This window comes from Amycolatopsis sp. NPDC026612 (assembly GCF_040638285.1).
Taxonomy (GTDB): domain Bacteria; phylum Actinomycetota; class Actinomycetes; order Mycobacteriales; family Pseudonocardiaceae; genus Amycolatopsis.
Genome location: NZ_JBEZYB010000043.1, coordinates 13,153 through 28,545 on the forward strand (window position 1 = coordinate 13,153; position 15,393 = coordinate 28,545).

Below are 15,393 nucleotides of genomic sequence, written 5' to 3' on the forward strand. Positions count from 1 at the left end.
AGAGTGGTGCTTACCGGAACATCGCCGGAGCACGCTGCGGCTGCTCCGGCGGAGCCTCCGGACTGGGGGCGCGGGGAGGGGGTTTCAACCGCCTGGGGGTGGGTTGAAACCCCCTTCCCGGCCGCGGCAGACCGGCTTATGACGTCGTGCAGGCCCGCCCGTTGAGCGAGATCGCCGCCGGCTTGCCGTTCGCCGTTCCCGCAGACCCGGTGAACCCGAACTCTGCGCTCCCGCCCGGGGGAATGCTCCGGTTCCAGCCCGCGTCCACCGCCGTCACCGCCGCGCCGCTCTGCGTGACCTGCGCGTTCCAGGCCTGGGTCACCCGCTGGCCGTCGGCGAACGTCCACGTCACCGTCCACCCCGTCACCGCGGCGGTCCCGGTGTTGCCCACCTTCACCGAGGCCTGGAACCCGCCCTGCCACTGGTTGGTGACCGCGTAGGCCGCGGTGCACGAACCCGACGGGGGCGGGGTCGTCGTGGTCGTCGGCGGACTGCTCGTGGTCGTCGGCGTCGTGGTCGTGGTCGTCGGGGTGGTGGGCGTGGTCGTCGTCGGCGGCTGGCTGCCGCCGGACTCACCCACGATCACACCGCGGCCGTTCGTGCCCACGTACACCCGGCCGTACACCCGCGGGTCCCCGGTCAGCGCCCCGCCGATGTTGCCGTACTGGTGCTGGTCGTCGTTGATCCGCGTCCACGAAACCCCCGCGTCGTCCGAGCGGAAGATGCCGCGCACCCCGCCGATCTTCGCGATCGTGTACAACGCCGCATACGTCCGGCCGGGAGCGGCCTTGCCGAACCCGATGTTGTCGGCTTCGGCGACGTTCGCCAGCTTCGTGAAGGAGGCTCCGGAGTCGGTGGAGTGCCAGAGGCCGTACGCGGTGCCGGACCCGCCGGCCAGCCAGATGTCCCCGGTCACGCCCGGGATCGCCTTGAAGTGCGCGGAGCCCGTGGGCAGCCCGACGGCCGCGGTCGCGGTGAAGGTCGCGCCGCCGTCGGTGCTGACGTAGAACTTGCCGGCGGCGAACCCGTAGAACCGCTTCGGGTCGACGCGGTCGGACTCGACCACCGCGCCGGCCGGGATGCCGGCGGACGCCGTCCACGACGAGCCGAAGCCGACGGAGTAGCTGACGTTCGCGCCGTCCGGGCTCCAGACGAACCGGCTGCCGTCGGCGGCCGCGGCCACCGTGCCGCCGCCGGCGTTGCCACCCGGCTCCGCGCCCTGGAACCAGTTCTTCCCGCCGTCGGTGGAGAAGGCGATCCGGTTGTCGTTCGGCCGGGCCGAACGGTCCAGCGTGCCGGCGCGCACGATCGTCGCCGGGTTCAGCTCGGCGTAGTCCAGGCTGGTGGTCGTGGTGAACACCGGCTGCGTGAACATGGTGGCCGGGACCGCGTCGAGGCTGTCGTGCCGGAATCCGCCGATGTCGCCGAGGCCGGACAGCAGGGGAGCGCCCGAGGGCGGGCTGATCAGGTCGAGCACCGCGGTCTCTTCGAGGCCGCCGACGACCGGCTTGATCGTGATCTTCCCGCCGCTGTCCCACTTCGTGAGGTCGGACGTGCCGTAGATGGTCGCGCCCGTGCCGTAGAGCAGGTGGTTCGAGTCGAAGGGGTCGATCTCCACCGACTCGGTCATCCAGCCGAGCTTGGGCGAGGGCACCGGGGGAGCGGCTTGGACGCCGAAGGTCAGCCACGGCACCGAGGAGACGTCCTGCGTGTAGCGCAGCGACCGGTCGGGGTAGCTCGAGAAGTCCCAGATCCGGGTCCAGGTGGCGCCGCCGTCGGTGCTGCGGAAGAAGATCACGTCCGGCCACCACGACACCTGGGTGGCGACCATCAGCGTGTTCGGGTGCTGCCGGTCGATGGTCAGGCCGCTGTAGCCGAAGTAGTCGTCGGTGCTGTCCGACGGGATCGGGCTGATCCGCGTCCAGACGCCGGTTTTCGTGGCGTACTTCCAGACGTCGCCCTTCGCCCCGTCGTAGGGGCCGCCGGTGTCGCTGGTCGCGAGGTAGAGGTAGCCGCCGACCGGGTCGAAGACGCCCTTGTGCGCCAGGTACCCGGTGGGCTGGCCGGCCAGCCGCGCCCAGGTCGCGCCGCCGTCGGTGCTGCGGTAGACCGTGTTGGCCTTGTCCGCGACACCGGCGTAGATCGTCTGCGTGGTGCTGCCACGGGTGCCGGTCGTCGGGTCGAACGTCACCCAGGTGACGCCTTCGATGTCGCTGGAGTAGCCCGTCGTGTCGGACGGGTCGGGTGCGTAGTTGCCGGGGTTGGGGAAGCTGGTGACCTTCGCCCAGGTGACGCCGGAGTCCGTGCTGCGCCAGAGCCCGTTGCCGCTCGGCGCGCCGAGGTAGAGGACGCTGTTGCGGTTGGGGTCGATCGAGAGCCGCTCGCCCATGCCGCGGCCGGGCATGTTGCCGCCGAGCTTGAACGGCAGGGGGGTCGCCTGCCAGGTGGCGCCGCGGTCGGCGGAGCGGAGGATCGCGCCGTTGTTCGGGTCCCAGCTGTTGGTGTACATCCCGGCCGCGACGTAGACCCGGTTCGGGTCGACGGGATCGGTGGCCAGGCTGACGACACCGTTGCGACCCCAGTCGGTCCAGCCGACCGAGTCCAGCAGCGGGATCCAGCGCCCGGTGGCGGTGTTCCACCGGTACGCGCCGCCGATGTCGGTGCGGGCGTAGACCAGCCCGGGTTCGGTCTGGTTGAAGACGATCCCGGGGACGAACCCGCCGCCGCCGATCTCCGCGTTGCGCCACGTGGTGGCCGCGGGTGCCGCCGGGGAGGCCGGCGCGCCGACGGTGACCGCGACGGCGGCGGGCAGGAGCACGGCGAGGGCGGTGGCGAGCAACCGTCTCGCTGAGCGGGACCTGGCCGGGGGAAGGGATGGGGAAGGGGGTGTTCGCACGGCGTTGTGCACGTCTGCCTCCACATTCTGGGAGCGCTTCCAGAGGGACGGTAAACCAGCGGTTCCGGCGTTGTAAAGGTCCGGTGACTTCCACGCGGACCAGGCGAAACGCCTTCGACGATTTCGCGGGCCCGCGACGACCGGCCCTCCGTCCACAGTGGATCAGCGGGAGCGGCGTACCGGCCGCGAGATGTCCATTGTGTACCGATTAGCGGACCCGGGCGGACGGAGTAACCGGATGCGCCATTCGGTATCACATATGTGAACGGCGATCAGGTTTCTGAATCGTTATCAAGGACCGTCTTGCCCGCGATTTTCCGGCGTGTGAGTGTGGTGCCGCTGGCTGGACTGGACCTACGAAAGAGGCGACCCGGCAATGACGCAGACCGCCCCGGCGCGGCACATCGGCCGAACCACCTTGTACTTCTTCGGTGCGCTCGGAGGCATCCTCTTCGGTTACGACCTCGGCGTGATCTCCGGGGTACTCCCGTTCATCGGGAAACTGTGGGCGCTGACCAGCTGGGACAAGGGCGTGATCACCGCCAGCCTCTCGGTCGGTGCCATCATCGGCGCGCTGTTGTCCAGCCGCACCAACGAAGCCCTCGGCCGGCGCCGCACGATCATGGTCGCCGCGGGCATCGTCATCGTGGGCACGCTGGCGGCGAGCTTCTCGCCGACGTTCCTGCTGCTGGTGCTTTCGCGGCTGGTCATCGGGCTGGGGATCGGGCTGTCGTCCTCGACCGTCCCGACCTACCTGTCCGAACTGGCCCCGGCGCGGTTGCGGGGCGCGATGGGCGCGCTCAACCAGATCTTCATCGTGCTGGGCATCCTGATCGCCTTCCTGGTGAGCTACCTGCTCGGGCCGCACTCGGCCTGGCGCTGGATGTTCGCCGGCGCCATCGTGCCCGCGGTGATCCTGCTCGCCGGGCTGGCGTTCCTGCCCGAGACGCCGCGGTGGCTGGTCAAGAACGGCCGGGAGGACGAGGCCCGGCAGGTCCTGGCGAGCGCGCACGGCAACACCGTGAACCTCGACGAGGAGATCGCGACCATCCACGAGGTCATCCAGCTGGACACCGAGGAGAAGCCGCGGATCCGCGACCTGTTCTCCGGCTTCGTGCGGCCGATGATCGTCGTGGCGCTGCTGCTCGCGATCGGCCAGCAGTTCAGTGGGGTCAACGCGATCAACGCGTACTTCCCGACGATGCTCATCGGCCTCGGCTTCGCCACGCAGGCGGCCCTGTTGTCGGGTGTGCTGCTGGGCGTCACGAAGTTCCTGTTCACCGCGTGGGTGGTGTTCGTGGTGGACCGCTGGGGCCGCAAGCCGTTGCTGCTCATCGGCAACGTCATCATGGTGATCACGCTGGTGGCCGCCGGGCTCGTGGTGCTGAACGTCCACGACACCGGCACGCGCGGCATCCTGATGCTGGTGATGATGGTGCTCTACCTGGTCGGTTACGAGCTCGGCTGGGGCGCGGTCGTCTGGGTGATGATGTCCGAGGTGTTCCCGCTGAAGTACCGGGCGACCGGCATGGGGGTCAGCAGCGTGGTCCTGTGGGCGGCGACGGGCATCGTGAGCGCGGTCTTCCCGATCATCTCCGACCCGAAGTCCCTCGGCATCGGCGGCTCGATGTTCCTGTTCGCCGGGGTGAACGTGGTGCTGTTCGTGCTCACCAAGTGGCTGGTGCCGGAGACCAAGGGCCGTTCCCTGGAGCAGATCGAGCTGGACCTGCGGGCGCGGCAGGGGGTCGCGGTCAAGAGCTGACCCGGGGGTCGGCCGGCGGCGGGGCACGGATTCGTCCGTGTCCCGCCGTTCAGCGTGCGGGGACGGCAGCGAGGCCCAGTTTCCCGGCGAGTCGCCCGATCCAGGCCTCCACCTCTTCGGGCGACCGGTCGGGCAGACCGAAGACCGTCTCGGTCACGCCCAGGGAATCGAGGTGCGCCAGGCGGTCCCGGTCCGGTCGTTCCCCGAGCGCGCACACCAGGGGAGCGCCTTCGCGGCCCTCGGCGAGCCAGCTTTCCTTCAGCAGGGCCACGTGCCCGTCCAGGTCGGTGTCGGCCGGCGTGGTGATCCAGCCGTCCGCGTGCCGCGCTATCCAGCGGAACGTCTTCTCCGTCGGGCCCGCGCCGAGCAGTACCGGGATGTGCGGCTGGACCGGCTTCGGCCACGCCCAGCTCGGTCCGAACGAGACGAACTCCCCGTCGTAGGCCGCTTCTTCTTCCGTCCACAGTGCACTCATCGCCTCGAGGTACTCGCGCAGCGCGGTGCGGCGCCGGTTCCCGGGCACGCCGTGGTCGGTCAGCTCGTCGACGTTCCAGCCGAAGCCGGTGCCGAGCGTGACGCGGCCGCCGGACAGGTGGTCGAGGCTGGCGATCGTCTTGGCGAGGGTGATCGGGTCGCTCTCGACCGGCAGGGCCACCGCCGTGGCCAACCGGATGCGCGTGGTGACCGCGGCCGCCGTCGCCAGCGCGACCCACGGGTCGAGGGTCCGGCTGTAGCGGTCGTCGGGGAGCGACGCGTCCCCCGTGCGCGGGTGCGGTGCCTCGCGCTTCACCGGGATGTGCGTGTGTTCGGGGACGTAGAAGGTCGAGAAGCCCGCGGCCTCCGCGGCGCGCGCCGCGGCTGCCGGGGTGATCCCCCGGTCGCTGGTGAACAGCACGATTCCGTAGTCCACCCGCGGAGCTTATTAGAACGTGTTTCAGTTTTCAACCGGCCGCTTTGTCACGGTGCGGGTTCGGGCGGGCACTGTTCGTAGCCTTGAGGGGGGCTCGATGCCCGGCTGCCACACTCGGAACCGCAGTCGCGGGCACGTCGGCCGACGGAGGTGCAGGGTGGACCCGGTAATCCATTGTGGACAGACGCTGTCCCATTCAGTGGACACGTCGGTGGGGCGGGATGGCGTGCGGGGGCCCGGATCCGATATCCTGGACCACGAGCCGAGAGGCGCTGCAACGGACCACCGGGTCCGCCACGCTCGGCCGGGAATGACCAACCAAGGGCGCCTCCCGACTGAGGGAGGCTGCCGGTGAACCCGATCACTCCGCGAGAGCTCGACCCCTCCGCGCGCCTGCGTGAGCTGCTCGACCAGCGCGTGGCGGTACTGGACGGTGCCTGGGGCACCATGCTGCAGGGCGCCGGGCTGACTCCGGCCGACTACCGTGGCGACCGCTTCGGCGAGCACACCCACGACGTCACCGGCGACCCCGACCTGCTCAACCTCACCCGCCCGGACGTCATCCTCGACGTGCACCGCCAGTACCTGGCCGCGGGCGCGGACGTCACCACGACCAACACCTTCACCGCCACCAGCATCGGCCAGGCCGACTACGGCCTGCAGGCGTACGTCCACGAGATGAACGTCCGCGGCGCGCAGCTCGCCCGCCAGGCGGCCGATGAAGCCGGCGGGCGGTTCGTGGCCGGGTCGATCGGCCCGCTCAACGTCACCCTCAGCCTGTCGCCCAAGGTCGACGACCCGGCGTACCGGGCGGTCACGTTCGACCAGGTCAAGGCGGCCTACGCCGAGCAGATCGCCGCGCTCGCCGAGGGCGGCGTCGACCTGCTGCTGATCGAGACGATCTTCGACACGCTGAACTGCAAGGCCGCCATCGCCGCTGCCCGCGAGGTCGCGCCGCACCTGCCGCTGTGGATCTCCGTCACCATCGTCGACCTGAGCGGGCGGACGCTGTCCGGCCAGACCGTCGAGGCGTTCTGGAGCTCGATCGAGCACGCGAAGCCGCTGGTCGTGGGGGTCAACTGCTCGCTGGGGGCCGCCGAGATGCGCCCGCACGTCGAGGAACTGTCGCGGATCGCCGACGCCTACGTCGCCTGTCACCCGAACGCCGGGCTGCCGAACGCCTTCGGCGGCTACGACGAGGCCCCCGAAGAGACCGCCGGCCTGGTCGGCGGGTTCGCCCGGGACGGCATGGTCAACCTCGTCGGCGGCTGCTGCGGCACCACGCCGGACCACATCGCGAAGATCGCCGCCGCGGCGAAGGGTGTCACTCCGCGCAAGGTGCCCGCGCCGCGGACCCACACCCGCTTCAGCGGGCTCGAGCCGTTCGGCATCGGCGCCGACACCGGGTTCGTGATGATCGGCGAACGCACGAACGTCACCGGCTCGAAGCGGTTCCGCCGGCTCATCGAATCGGGCGATCACCAGGGCGCCGTCGACGTCGCGCTGGAGCAGGTCCGCGGCGGGGCGAACCTGCTCGACGTCAACATGGACGCCGACCTGCTCGACAGCGAGGAGGCGATGACCACCTTCCTCAACCTGATCGCCACCGAGCCCGAGGTCGCCCGGATCCCGGTGATGGTCGACAGCTCCAAGTGGACCGTGCTCGAAGCCGGCCTGCGCTGCCTGCAGGGCAAGGGCGTGGTCAACTCGATCAGCCTCAAGGAGGGCGAGGAGCCGTTCCTGGCCCAGGCCCGCACCATCCGCAACTACGGCGCCGGCGTCGTCGTGATGGCCTTCGACGAGCAGGGCCAGGCCGACACCGCCGACCGCAAGGTCGAGATCTGCGGCCGCGCCTACGACCTGCTGACGCAGCAGGCGGGCTTCGCGGGCGAGGACATCATCTTCGACCCGAACGTCCTCGCCGTCGCCACCGGCATTTCCGAGCACAACGGCTACGCGAAGGCGTTCATCGACGCGCTGCCCCGGATCAAGGAGCGCTGCCCGGGCGCGCGGACCAGCGGTGGCATCTCGAACCTGTCCTTCTCCTTCCGCGGCAACGACGTCGTCCGCGAGGCGATGCACTCGGCGTTCCTGTTCTACGCCGTGCAGGCCGGTCTGGACATGGGCATCGTCAACGCCGGCCAGCTGGCCGTCTACGAAGACATCCCGAAGGACCTCCTCGAACTGGTCGAGGACGTGCTCTTCGACCGGCGCGAGGACGCCACCGACCGGCTGGTGAGCTTCGCGGAGAACGTCAAGGGCAGCGGCACCAAGCGCGTCGTCGACCTCTCGTGGCGCGAAGGCACGGTGCAGGAGCGGCTCTCGCACGCGCTCGTCCACGGGATCGTGGACTTCATCGAAGACGACACCGAAGAGGCGCGGCGGCAGCTTGCCCGGCCCCTCGAGGTGATCGAAGGCCCGCTGATGGACGGCATGAAGATCGTCGGCGACCTCTTCGGCGCCGGCAAGATGTTCCTGCCGCAGGTGGTCAAGAGCGCCCGCGTGATGAAGCGGTCCGTCGCCTACCTCGAGCCGTTCATGGAGGCCGAGAAGGAGGAAGCCCGGCTGGCGGGCCGCGCCGAGCTGTCCAACGGACAGGGCAAGGTCGTGCTGGCCACGGTGAAGGGCGACGTCCACGACATCGGCAAGAACATCGTCGGCGTCGTGCTCGGCTGCAACAACTACGAGGTGATCGACCTCGGTGTCATGGTGCCGGCGGCGAAGATCCTCGACACCGCCGTCACCGAAGGCGCCGACGCGGTCGGGCTGTCCGGCCTGATCACGCCGTCGCTGGACGAAATGGTCGCGGTCGCCACCGAGATGCAGCGCCGCGGTCTGAAGATCCCGCTGCTGATCGGCGGCGCGACGACGTCCCGCCAGCACACCGCCGTCCGCATCGCGCCCGCCTACGACAACGTCACGGTGCACGTGCTGGACGCGTCGCGGGTGGTCGGCGTGGTGTCCGACCTGCTCGACCCGGACCGCTCGATCGTGCTGGCGGAGAAGAACCGGGCCGACCAGGAGGTGCTGCGCGAGCAGCACGCGAGCAAGCAGCGCCGTCCGATGCTCACCCTCGAGCAGGCCCGCGCGAACCCGGAGAAGGTGGCGTTCGACGGCCTGCCGACCCCGGCGTTCACCGGCGTCCGCGTGGTCGAACCGGCCATCGCGGAACTGCGCGAGATGATCGACTGGCAGTTCCTGTTCCTGGCCTGGGAGCTCAAGGGCAAGTACCCGGCCATCCTGGAGCAGCCGGTCGCCCGCGAGCTGTTCGACGACGCGAACACGCTGCTCGACCAGATCATCGCCGACGGCAGCTTCACCGCGAAGGGCGCGTACGCGTACTGGCCGGCGCACAGCGAAGGAGACGACATCCTGCTCGAGGACGACTTCGCGCACGTCAAGTTCCCGATGCTGCGGCAGCAGACCGCGAAGCCCGCGGACCGCGCGAACCGCTGCCTCGCCGACTACATCGCGCCGGTCGGGGACCACCTCGGTGGCTTCGCGGTGGCCATCCACGGCGCCGAGGCGCTGGCCGAACGGTACGAAGCCGAGCAGGACGACTACCGCGCGATCATGGTCAAGGCGCTGGCCGACCGGCTCGCCGAGGCGTTCGCCGAGCACATCCACCTGCGGGCCCGTCGCGACTGGTTCGAACCGGACGCGCAGCCGAAGCTGGAAGACCTGCACGCGGAGCGGTTCCGCGGCATCCGCCCGGCGCTCGGCTACCCGGCCAGTCCCGACCACAGCCAGAAGCGCGAGCTGTTCGAACTGCTGGAAGCCGACGAGCTCGGCATGGCGCTGACCGAGTCGTTCGCGATGACGCCCGCCGCGAGCGTGTCCGGTCTGATCTTCGCCCACCCCGACTCGAAGTACTTCACCGTCGGACGGCTCGCCCGCGACCAGATCGAGGACTACGCGCGCCGCAAGGGCGTCGAGGTGGCCGAGGTCGAGCAGTGGCTGCGGCCGAACCTGGCCTACGACCCCGAGGCCTAACCCACCGGCGTGGCCGCAAACCCGTAACCCACGTGACCAGAGCCGTAACCGGCGTGATTGCAGCCGGAACTCGCGTGATCAGAGCCGTAACCGGCGAGTTCCGGCTTCAATCACGTGAGTTACGGGTTCAGTCACGTGAGTTACGGCCTTGATCACGTGGGATCCGGGGCGGGGCACGTGAGTTGGGAGGCGTAGTTGGCCAGCTCGATGTCCGTGGCGAACTTGTCGGTCGCCTTGAGCAGCAGGCCGAGCAGGAAGCGGGACTTGAACGTCCAGTCCCGCAGCCTGATCCGCAGCGGTGACGGCGGCGCGAGGAACGGGCCCGCGCTGCCGCGCTGCGAGATCTTCGCGTAGCCGCGGAACTGCTCCTCGTAGCGGGCGAAAGCGGCCTGGTGGTCGCCGTCCGCGGCGAGGAGCTCGCCCGCGAGCACGTACGCGCCGACGATCGCCAGGCCGGTCCCGAAGCCGCCGAGGGTGTTGCCGTAGGCCGCGTCGCCGAGCAGCACGACCCGGCCGCGGGAGTAGCGGTCGATCGTGACCCGGCTCAGGGAGTCCAGGAAGAACTCGCGGGCCTGCGGGATCTTGGCCATCAGCTCGGGCACCCGCCAGCCGGCGCCCTGGTAGGCGTCCACCAGCAGCTGCCGCTGCTGCACGGTGTCGGCGCGGTCGTAGCCGAGTTCGGGTGAGGCGAACACGAAGAACGCCGACGCCTTCGGCCCGCCGACGGCGGCCATCCGGCCCGGCTCGTTGTACATGACCGCTTCGCCGTCGGCGAGCTCCTCGCCGAGCTCGGCCAAGGCGTAGTGGTAGCCGAGGTACCGGACGTAGTCGCGTTCCGGGCCGAACGCCAGCCGCCGGACGTTCGAGTGGATGCCGTCGGCGCCCACGACGAGGTCGAAGCGGCGCGGTCCGGCGGTGGCGAAGGTGACGTCGACGCCGTCCGCCGTCTCGGTCAGCTTCGTGATGGTGTCGCCGAAGAGGTACTCGCAGTCCGTGTGCCGGTACAGGATTCCGGCCAGGTCGCCGCGGCGGATTTCGAGTTCGCCGCCGGTGAACTCGCCGGGGATCACCGCCCGGGGGCGTCCGGCGGCGTCGACGATCGTCTGGTCCTGCCCGCCGGTCCGGCCGCGCACGACCTCGCCGAGGATGCCCATGCGCTCGAGGACGGTCCGGTGGGTGGCGCCCTTGAAGTCGACGGCCTGCCCGCCGGGCCGGACCGCGGGAGCGCGTTCGACGACGGTGACGGTCCAGCCGTAGCGGGTCAGCCAGTGGGCGAGTGCGGGGCCGGCGATGCTCGCGCCGGAGATCAGGACGGTGCGGTTCTTCATGCGGCCGAGCTTCGCCGGGGACGCTTACCGGTCCCTGGCAAAACGCTGACGGCGGCCTACTCGACGGCGCCGTTCTGCGTCAGCAGCGTCTGGTACCAGGCGTCGTACGGGTGGTTGGTCGCCGGGTAGTTCGCCAGGGGAGTGGTGGCCCGGCTCGCCGAGTCGAAGTCCCAGCCGCGCACCAGCTTGCCCGACTGGCGCGCCGAGGTGATGAACGCCGACTCGGTGGCGGGCGCGCCGTAGAACAGCGCACCCTGCTGGAGTTCCGCGCTGTCGCCCTGCTGGAACTCGTCGAACGCGACCTGCCGGTAGCGGATCCGGGCACCGGCGACGCGGTCGGTGTCGGCGCGCAGCGTCTGCGCCGGGGTCGGGCCGTCCGCGCCGGTCCACACGCTCACGCGCCGGCTGCCGCTGGTGGCGCTCGCCTTGGCGAACCGGGCGTCGGAGGTCTTGGCGTTGCCGGTCCACGACACCGTGGTGCCCGCCAGGACGCCGTTCCAGGTCCAGTTCTGGCTGCTGCCCTGGCTCTGGTGGATCTCCCGCAGCCGCGTCCCGGCCGCGTCGGTGAAGGCGACCGTCGGCAGGACGCCGTTGTCGTACTGGTGGCTGGTCTGCCAGGTGATTTCGCCGTCCGCGCCGAGTTTGCCGACGTGGTACCAGAGCGTGGACGCGCCCTGCGACTGGTGCACCTCGACGAGGTCGCCGTTGTCGTTCAGCGCCACGGCGGGCGTCTGGCCGCTGTCGTACTTCCCGTGCCGCAGCCAGATGACCCGGCCGTCGGCGCCGTACGTCCCGGTCCAGTACCAGAGCGCGCCGGCCCCGGAGCCGTGCACCTCGACCACCTGGCCGCGCCCGTTCAGCGCGACCGCCGGGTGGTAGCCGACGTCCCGCTTGTACTCGGTGCGGGAGCCGCCGTCGCCGGACAGCAGCGGCAGCACGCGCCCGCGCACCGCGTCGACGTCCGGCTGCGCGGCCGGGTAATCCTGCGCCCGGAGCAGCCGCGCGCCGAACACCGACTCCAGTTCCTGGTTGAGCGCGGTGAGGTTTCCCGCCGCGTACGAGGGGTTGTCGGTCAGGTCGTCCTTGAGGTCGAGCATGACGACGATCGGCGCGGCGGCCGGGTGCTGCGCCGACCACGTGTTCACCACCGCCAGCCAGTCACGCAGGTTGTTCGACGCGGGGTTGCCGCCGCCGTGGTCCACGAGGTTGCCGGGGGAGTCGTGCCCGACGGCGTAGTCGTGCGACGTCGTGTAGCCGTTGTCGTGCACGTCGAGCTCCAGGAACCGCACGCCGTGGTCGAGCTGGTAGGCGAGGGAGTTCTTGGCGCCGTCGACGTTGCCGGAATAGCTGTTGTGGGTCGCCCGGAACACCGACGCGGTGAACGGTGGGCTCGCGGCGTGGGCGGTTCCGGTGGTCAGCAGTGCGGAGGCGGTGAGCGCGGCGGTGGCGAGTGCGGGCAGACGGCGCATCCTCGGGTCCTCACGTCGGGAACTTCGGCGCCGCTCATCCTGGCCGCCGGGTGGTTGCGCTGTCTCGAATTCGGGGTGAACGGTCGCCGGTACCCTCGAACCCATGGCGGCAGACCACGTGATCGTGACGTCCACGACGGATTCGGAAGCGGCAGCGCGGGAACTGGCCACGCAGGCGGTGGAAGCCCGGCTGGGGGCCTGTGCCCAGGTCGTCGGCCCGATCACCAGCGTCTACCGGTGGGACGGTGCCGTGCAGACCGACCAGGAATGGCGCGTCGAGATCAAGACGACCGCCGGCCGGGTGCCGGCGCTGACCGAACGCCTGCGGCAGCTGCACGGCTACGACCTGCCGGAAGTGATCGCCACCCCGATCGTCGGCGGCAGCGCGGACTACCTGGCGTGGCTGACCGGCGAGACCCGGGACGCTGACTAGATTCTGCCGGTATGGAGCACGAAGGACTCAGACAGCGCTTCGCGACGCTGACCACCGCCCACCTCGCCGACGCGTGCATCCGGGCCGGGCTCCCGGTGCGGTGCGCCCCCGCGTCGACGCGCGCGGTGGTGCCGGGCACCCGCCTGTGCGGCCCGGCGGTCCCGGCGCGGCACGTCGGCAGCGTCGACGTCTTCCTGGAGGCGTTCGAGGGTGCCCCCGAGGGCGGCGTGCTGGTGGTCGACAACGGCGGCCGGCTCGACGAGAGCTGTGTCGGCGACCTGGTCGTCCTCGAGGCGCGCGCCGCCGGGCTCTCCGGGGTGGTGATCTGGGGTCTGCACCGCGACACCGCGGACATCCGGGCCATCGGGCTGCCGGTGTTCAGCCTCGGCTCCCTGCCCACCGGTCCGCTCAGCCTGGGCCCGCGCGTCGACGGCGGGCTGGCCGAGGCGATCGTCGGCCCCTGGCGGATCGGGACGGCGGACCTCGTGCTGGGCGACGACGACGGCGTCCTCTTCGTCCCGCTCGCCCGCGCGGACGCCTTGTTCACCCTCGCGGAAGGCATCCGCGAAACCGAACGCCGTCAGGCCGACCGGATCCGCGGCGGCGAACCATTGCGGCAGCAGCTGCGTTTCGGTGAATTCCTGGCGGCTCGGGAAACGGATCCGGCCTTGACTTTCCGCGCGCACTTGCGGGCCGTGGGCGGGGCGATCGAAGAATGAACACGAAAGTGTGATCGCCGCCCCGATCGGGTATTCCGCTGTGCAGCGGGCGCGGGAGGCGAAAAACATGAACACGCTCATCGGCTTCGGCAGGGACATCGAGTACCACTTCGCCCGGGGGCTGCGTGCCTACCTCGCCCGGGTCGCCCGGGCGGTCGGCGTCGGCTTCGAGTCGTGTTCGCTCGACCTCGACGTGCCGGCCTCCGGGTACGTCGCCCTCGACCGCACGCTCCCGGACCTGCCCGGCCACGACCTGGCCCTGATCTGGGACGAGGTGCACGGCTGGTCGGCGGTCGTCGAGCCCGCGGGCGGGGGCGCGGCGAAGGTGCTCGCCTACCTGGGCGGCACCGAAGTCCTGCCCGCGCCGCGCGCCGTCGCCCGGTTCCTCGAGGTGCTGCGGGTCACCGGGCCGGCCGCCGGCTCGTTCCGCCCGCCGGTGTTCCGGTCGGCGGGCCACCACGAGGACCTCGTCGACTGGCTGCCGGTCACCGGTCCCGAAGGGCTGCTGCGGCCGAGTTCCCCGGCCTGGTGAGGGGGCAGCGGTCCCGCGCCCGGGCGCCTAGGATGGGCGGTCAGTCACCCCCCGAGTGAGGACCCCCGTGAGCACCGCCGATGAGCCCCGTCCCGTCCGTGTCCTGCTCGTGGAGGACCACGACATGGTCGCCGAGGCGTTGCAGCTGGCCCTGAACCACGCCGACGGGATCACCGTGGTGGGCCGGTCGCGGTCCCGGGCGGAGGCGCTCGCCGACACGCTCGAGCACGCCCCGGACGTCGTGGTGCTGGACCGGCGGCTCGCCGACGGTGACGCCCTCGGCGTCATCGCGCAGCTCGGTGCCGGCGGCGCGCGGGTGCTGGTGCTGACCGGCGACGCGACCCCGGCGATCGCCGTGCAGGTGGCCAAGGAGGGTGGCGCCGGGCTGCTGCTGAAGTCGTCCCAGCTCGGCGTGCTGGAATCCGCCGTGCGGGACGTGGCCGCGGGCGGCGTGGTCTTCGACCCGGAGCTGCTGCCCGGCGTCTTCGACCGGCTCACCGGGCGGGGGCCCGCCGGGGGCGCGGCGCTGACCGCGCGGGAACGCGAAACCCTCGACCTGCTCGCCGAGGGCGCGACCACCGACGAGATCGGCCGCCGGCTGGGCGTGTCCCGCAACACGACGCGCAACCACGTGCAGCGGGTGCTGGAGAAGCTCGGAGCGCGGTCGAAGCTCGAAGCCGTCGCCGTGGCCCGCCGGGAGGGCATCATCGGCTGATGCACCTGCACCAGCCGCGCGGGAGCGTCTTTGCATCTCGCGCCGCCCGGGCCCGTCGAGCAGGCTTGCGGGGTGGACACCCCTGCCCCGCTCATCGCGGAGTGCGTGCTGACCGACCTGGCCGACGGCCTCGCCGCCGCGCGCCGCTTCACCCGGCTCACCCTGCTGGCCTGGACCGCCGGGATCGCGATCGACGACGCGCTGCTGGTCGTCACCGAGCTCGCGTCGAACGCCCTGCGCCACGCCGGCGGTGACCCGGTCCTGCGGCTGAGCGTGGACGGCGCGGACGTCCGCGTCGAGGTCTTCGACGACAACCCGGCGCCCCCCGTGCGGCGCCCCGCGGGGGCCGACGGCGGCTGGGGCCTCGCCCTGGTCGACCGCCTGTCCTCGGTGCGGGGGACCGCGAGCCACGGCCGCGGGAAGGTGGTCTGGTGTGTCCTGCCCACCGTGTCCGCCGAGCTCGCGGGCTGAGCACCGCCGATCGCGGCCGCGCCGTGCGGGCGGCGATCCGGCAGAGTTGCCGCATGGACGACGATCGCTTCCGGCTGCTCGTGCAGAGCGTGCAGGATTACGGGATTTTCATGCTCGACACGCAGGGGCGTATTTCGAGCTGGAATGCGGGGGCGGAGCGGATCA

General features: G+C 71.0%; 11 protein-coding genes and 1 riboswitch. Of the genes, 7 read left to right on the forward strand and 4 right to left on the reverse strand.

What is annotated here, in order from left to right; translation table 11 throughout:
- Positions 1-136 precede the first annotated feature (136 nt).
- A complete protein-coding gene (locus AB0F15_RS30140; RefSeq protein ID WP_360277484.1) occupies positions 137-2,839 on the reverse strand; it encodes a cellulose binding domain-containing protein in 2,703 nt (900 codons plus the stop codon).
- Between the two features lie 433 nt (positions 2,840-3,272).
- Between AB0F15_RS30140 and AB0F15_RS30145 the strand changes: the two genes are divergently transcribed.
- Positions 3,273-4,658: a sugar porter family MFS transporter gene (locus tag AB0F15_RS30145; protein ID WP_360277486.1), complete on the forward strand. Its 1,386-nt coding sequence runs from the start codon at positions 3,273-3,275 to the stop codon at positions 4,656-4,658.
- A 49-nt stretch (positions 4,659-4,707) separates the two neighbouring features.
- Here the strand turns inward: AB0F15_RS30145 and AB0F15_RS30150 are convergent, their stop codons facing one another.
- On the reverse strand, positions 4,708-5,568 hold the full coding sequence (locus tag AB0F15_RS30150) for a TIGR03619 family F420-dependent LLM class oxidoreductase (RefSeq protein WP_360277489.1): 861 nt from the start codon (positions 5,566-5,568) through the stop codon (positions 4,708-4,710).
- Between the two features lie 258 nt (positions 5,569-5,826).
- Positions 5,827-5,905: riboswitch (S-adenosyl-L-homocysteine riboswitch) on the forward strand.
- A 14-nt stretch (positions 5,906-5,919) separates the two neighbouring features.
- Here AB0F15_RS30150 and metH point away from each other — a divergent pair.
- Complete coding sequence (gene metH / locus AB0F15_RS30155; protein WP_360277492.1) at positions 5,920-9,561, forward strand: methionine synthase; 3,642 nt, start codon at positions 5,920-5,922, stop codon at positions 9,559-9,561.
- Between the two features lie 152 nt (positions 9,562-9,713).
- On the opposite strand, the gene AB0F15_RS30160 is transcribed toward metH, so the two are convergent.
- Together AB0F15_RS30160 and AB0F15_RS30165 are read right to left on the reverse strand one after the other, a co-directional pair.
- Entirely contained in the window at positions 9,714-10,889 is a 1,176-nt protein-coding gene (locus tag AB0F15_RS30160) for an FAD-dependent monooxygenase (RefSeq protein WP_360277495.1), read from the reverse strand.
- Positions 10,890-10,945: 56 nt separating this feature from the next.
- Complete coding sequence (locus tag AB0F15_RS30165) at positions 10,946-12,358, reverse strand: hypothetical protein (RefSeq protein ID WP_360277498.1); 1,413 nt, start codon at positions 12,356-12,358, stop codon at positions 10,946-10,948.
- A gap of 103 nt (positions 12,359-12,461) precedes the next feature.
- Here AB0F15_RS30165 and cutA point away from each other — a divergent pair, with 103 nt between their 5' ends.
- From cutA to AB0F15_RS30190, 5 genes are all read left to right on the forward strand, one after another.
- Positions 12,462-12,791, forward strand: a complete 330-nt coding sequence (gene cutA / locus AB0F15_RS30170) for a divalent-cation tolerance protein CutA (RefSeq protein ID WP_360277501.1) — start codon at positions 12,462-12,464, stop codon at positions 12,789-12,791.
- 11 nt (positions 12,792-12,802) lie between these two features.
- Entirely contained in the window at positions 12,803-13,510 is a 708-nt protein-coding gene (locus AB0F15_RS30175) for an RraA family protein (protein ID WP_360277504.1), read from the forward strand.
- Positions 13,511-13,577: 67 nt separating this feature from the next.
- Entirely contained in the window at positions 13,578-14,042 is a 465-nt protein-coding gene (locus AB0F15_RS30180; RefSeq protein ID WP_360277506.1) for a DUF6292 family protein, read from the forward strand.
- Positions 14,043-14,109: 67 nt separating this feature from the next.
- On the forward strand, positions 14,110-14,757 hold the full coding sequence (locus tag AB0F15_RS30185; protein ID WP_360277509.1) for a response regulator transcription factor: 648 nt from the start codon (positions 14,110-14,112) through the stop codon (positions 14,755-14,757).
- Between the two features lie 72 nt (positions 14,758-14,829).
- Positions 14,830-15,228, forward strand: coding sequence for an ATP-binding protein (locus tag AB0F15_RS30190; RefSeq protein ID WP_360277512.1), 399 nt, complete (start codon positions 14,830-14,832; stop codon positions 15,226-15,228).
- Positions 15,229-15,393: the final 165 nt, after the last annotated feature.

Bases quoted from the DNA above. Each gene is read 5' to 3' on its own strand.
- AB0F15_RS30145 (WP_360277486.1), top strand. From the start codon at position 3,273: ATGACGCAGACCGCCCCGGCGCGGCACATCGGCCGAACCACCTTGTAC.
- AB0F15_RS30160 (WP_360277495.1), bottom strand. From the start codon at position 10,889: ATGAAGAACCGCACCGTCCTGATCTCCGGCGCGAGCATCGCCGGCCCC.
- AB0F15_RS30165 (WP_360277498.1), bottom strand. From the start codon at position 12,358: ATGCGCCGTCTGCCCGCACTCGCCACCGCCGCGCTCACCGCCTCCGCA.
- cutA (WP_360277501.1), top strand. From the start codon at position 12,462: ATGGCGGCAGACCACGTGATCGTGACGTCCACGACGGATTCGGAAGCG.
- AB0F15_RS30175 (WP_360277504.1), top strand. From the start codon at position 12,803: ATGGAGCACGAAGGACTCAGACAGCGCTTCGCGACGCTGACCACCGCC.
- AB0F15_RS30180 (WP_360277506.1), top strand. From the start codon at position 13,578: ATGAACACGCTCATCGGCTTCGGCAGGGACATCGAGTACCACTTCGCC.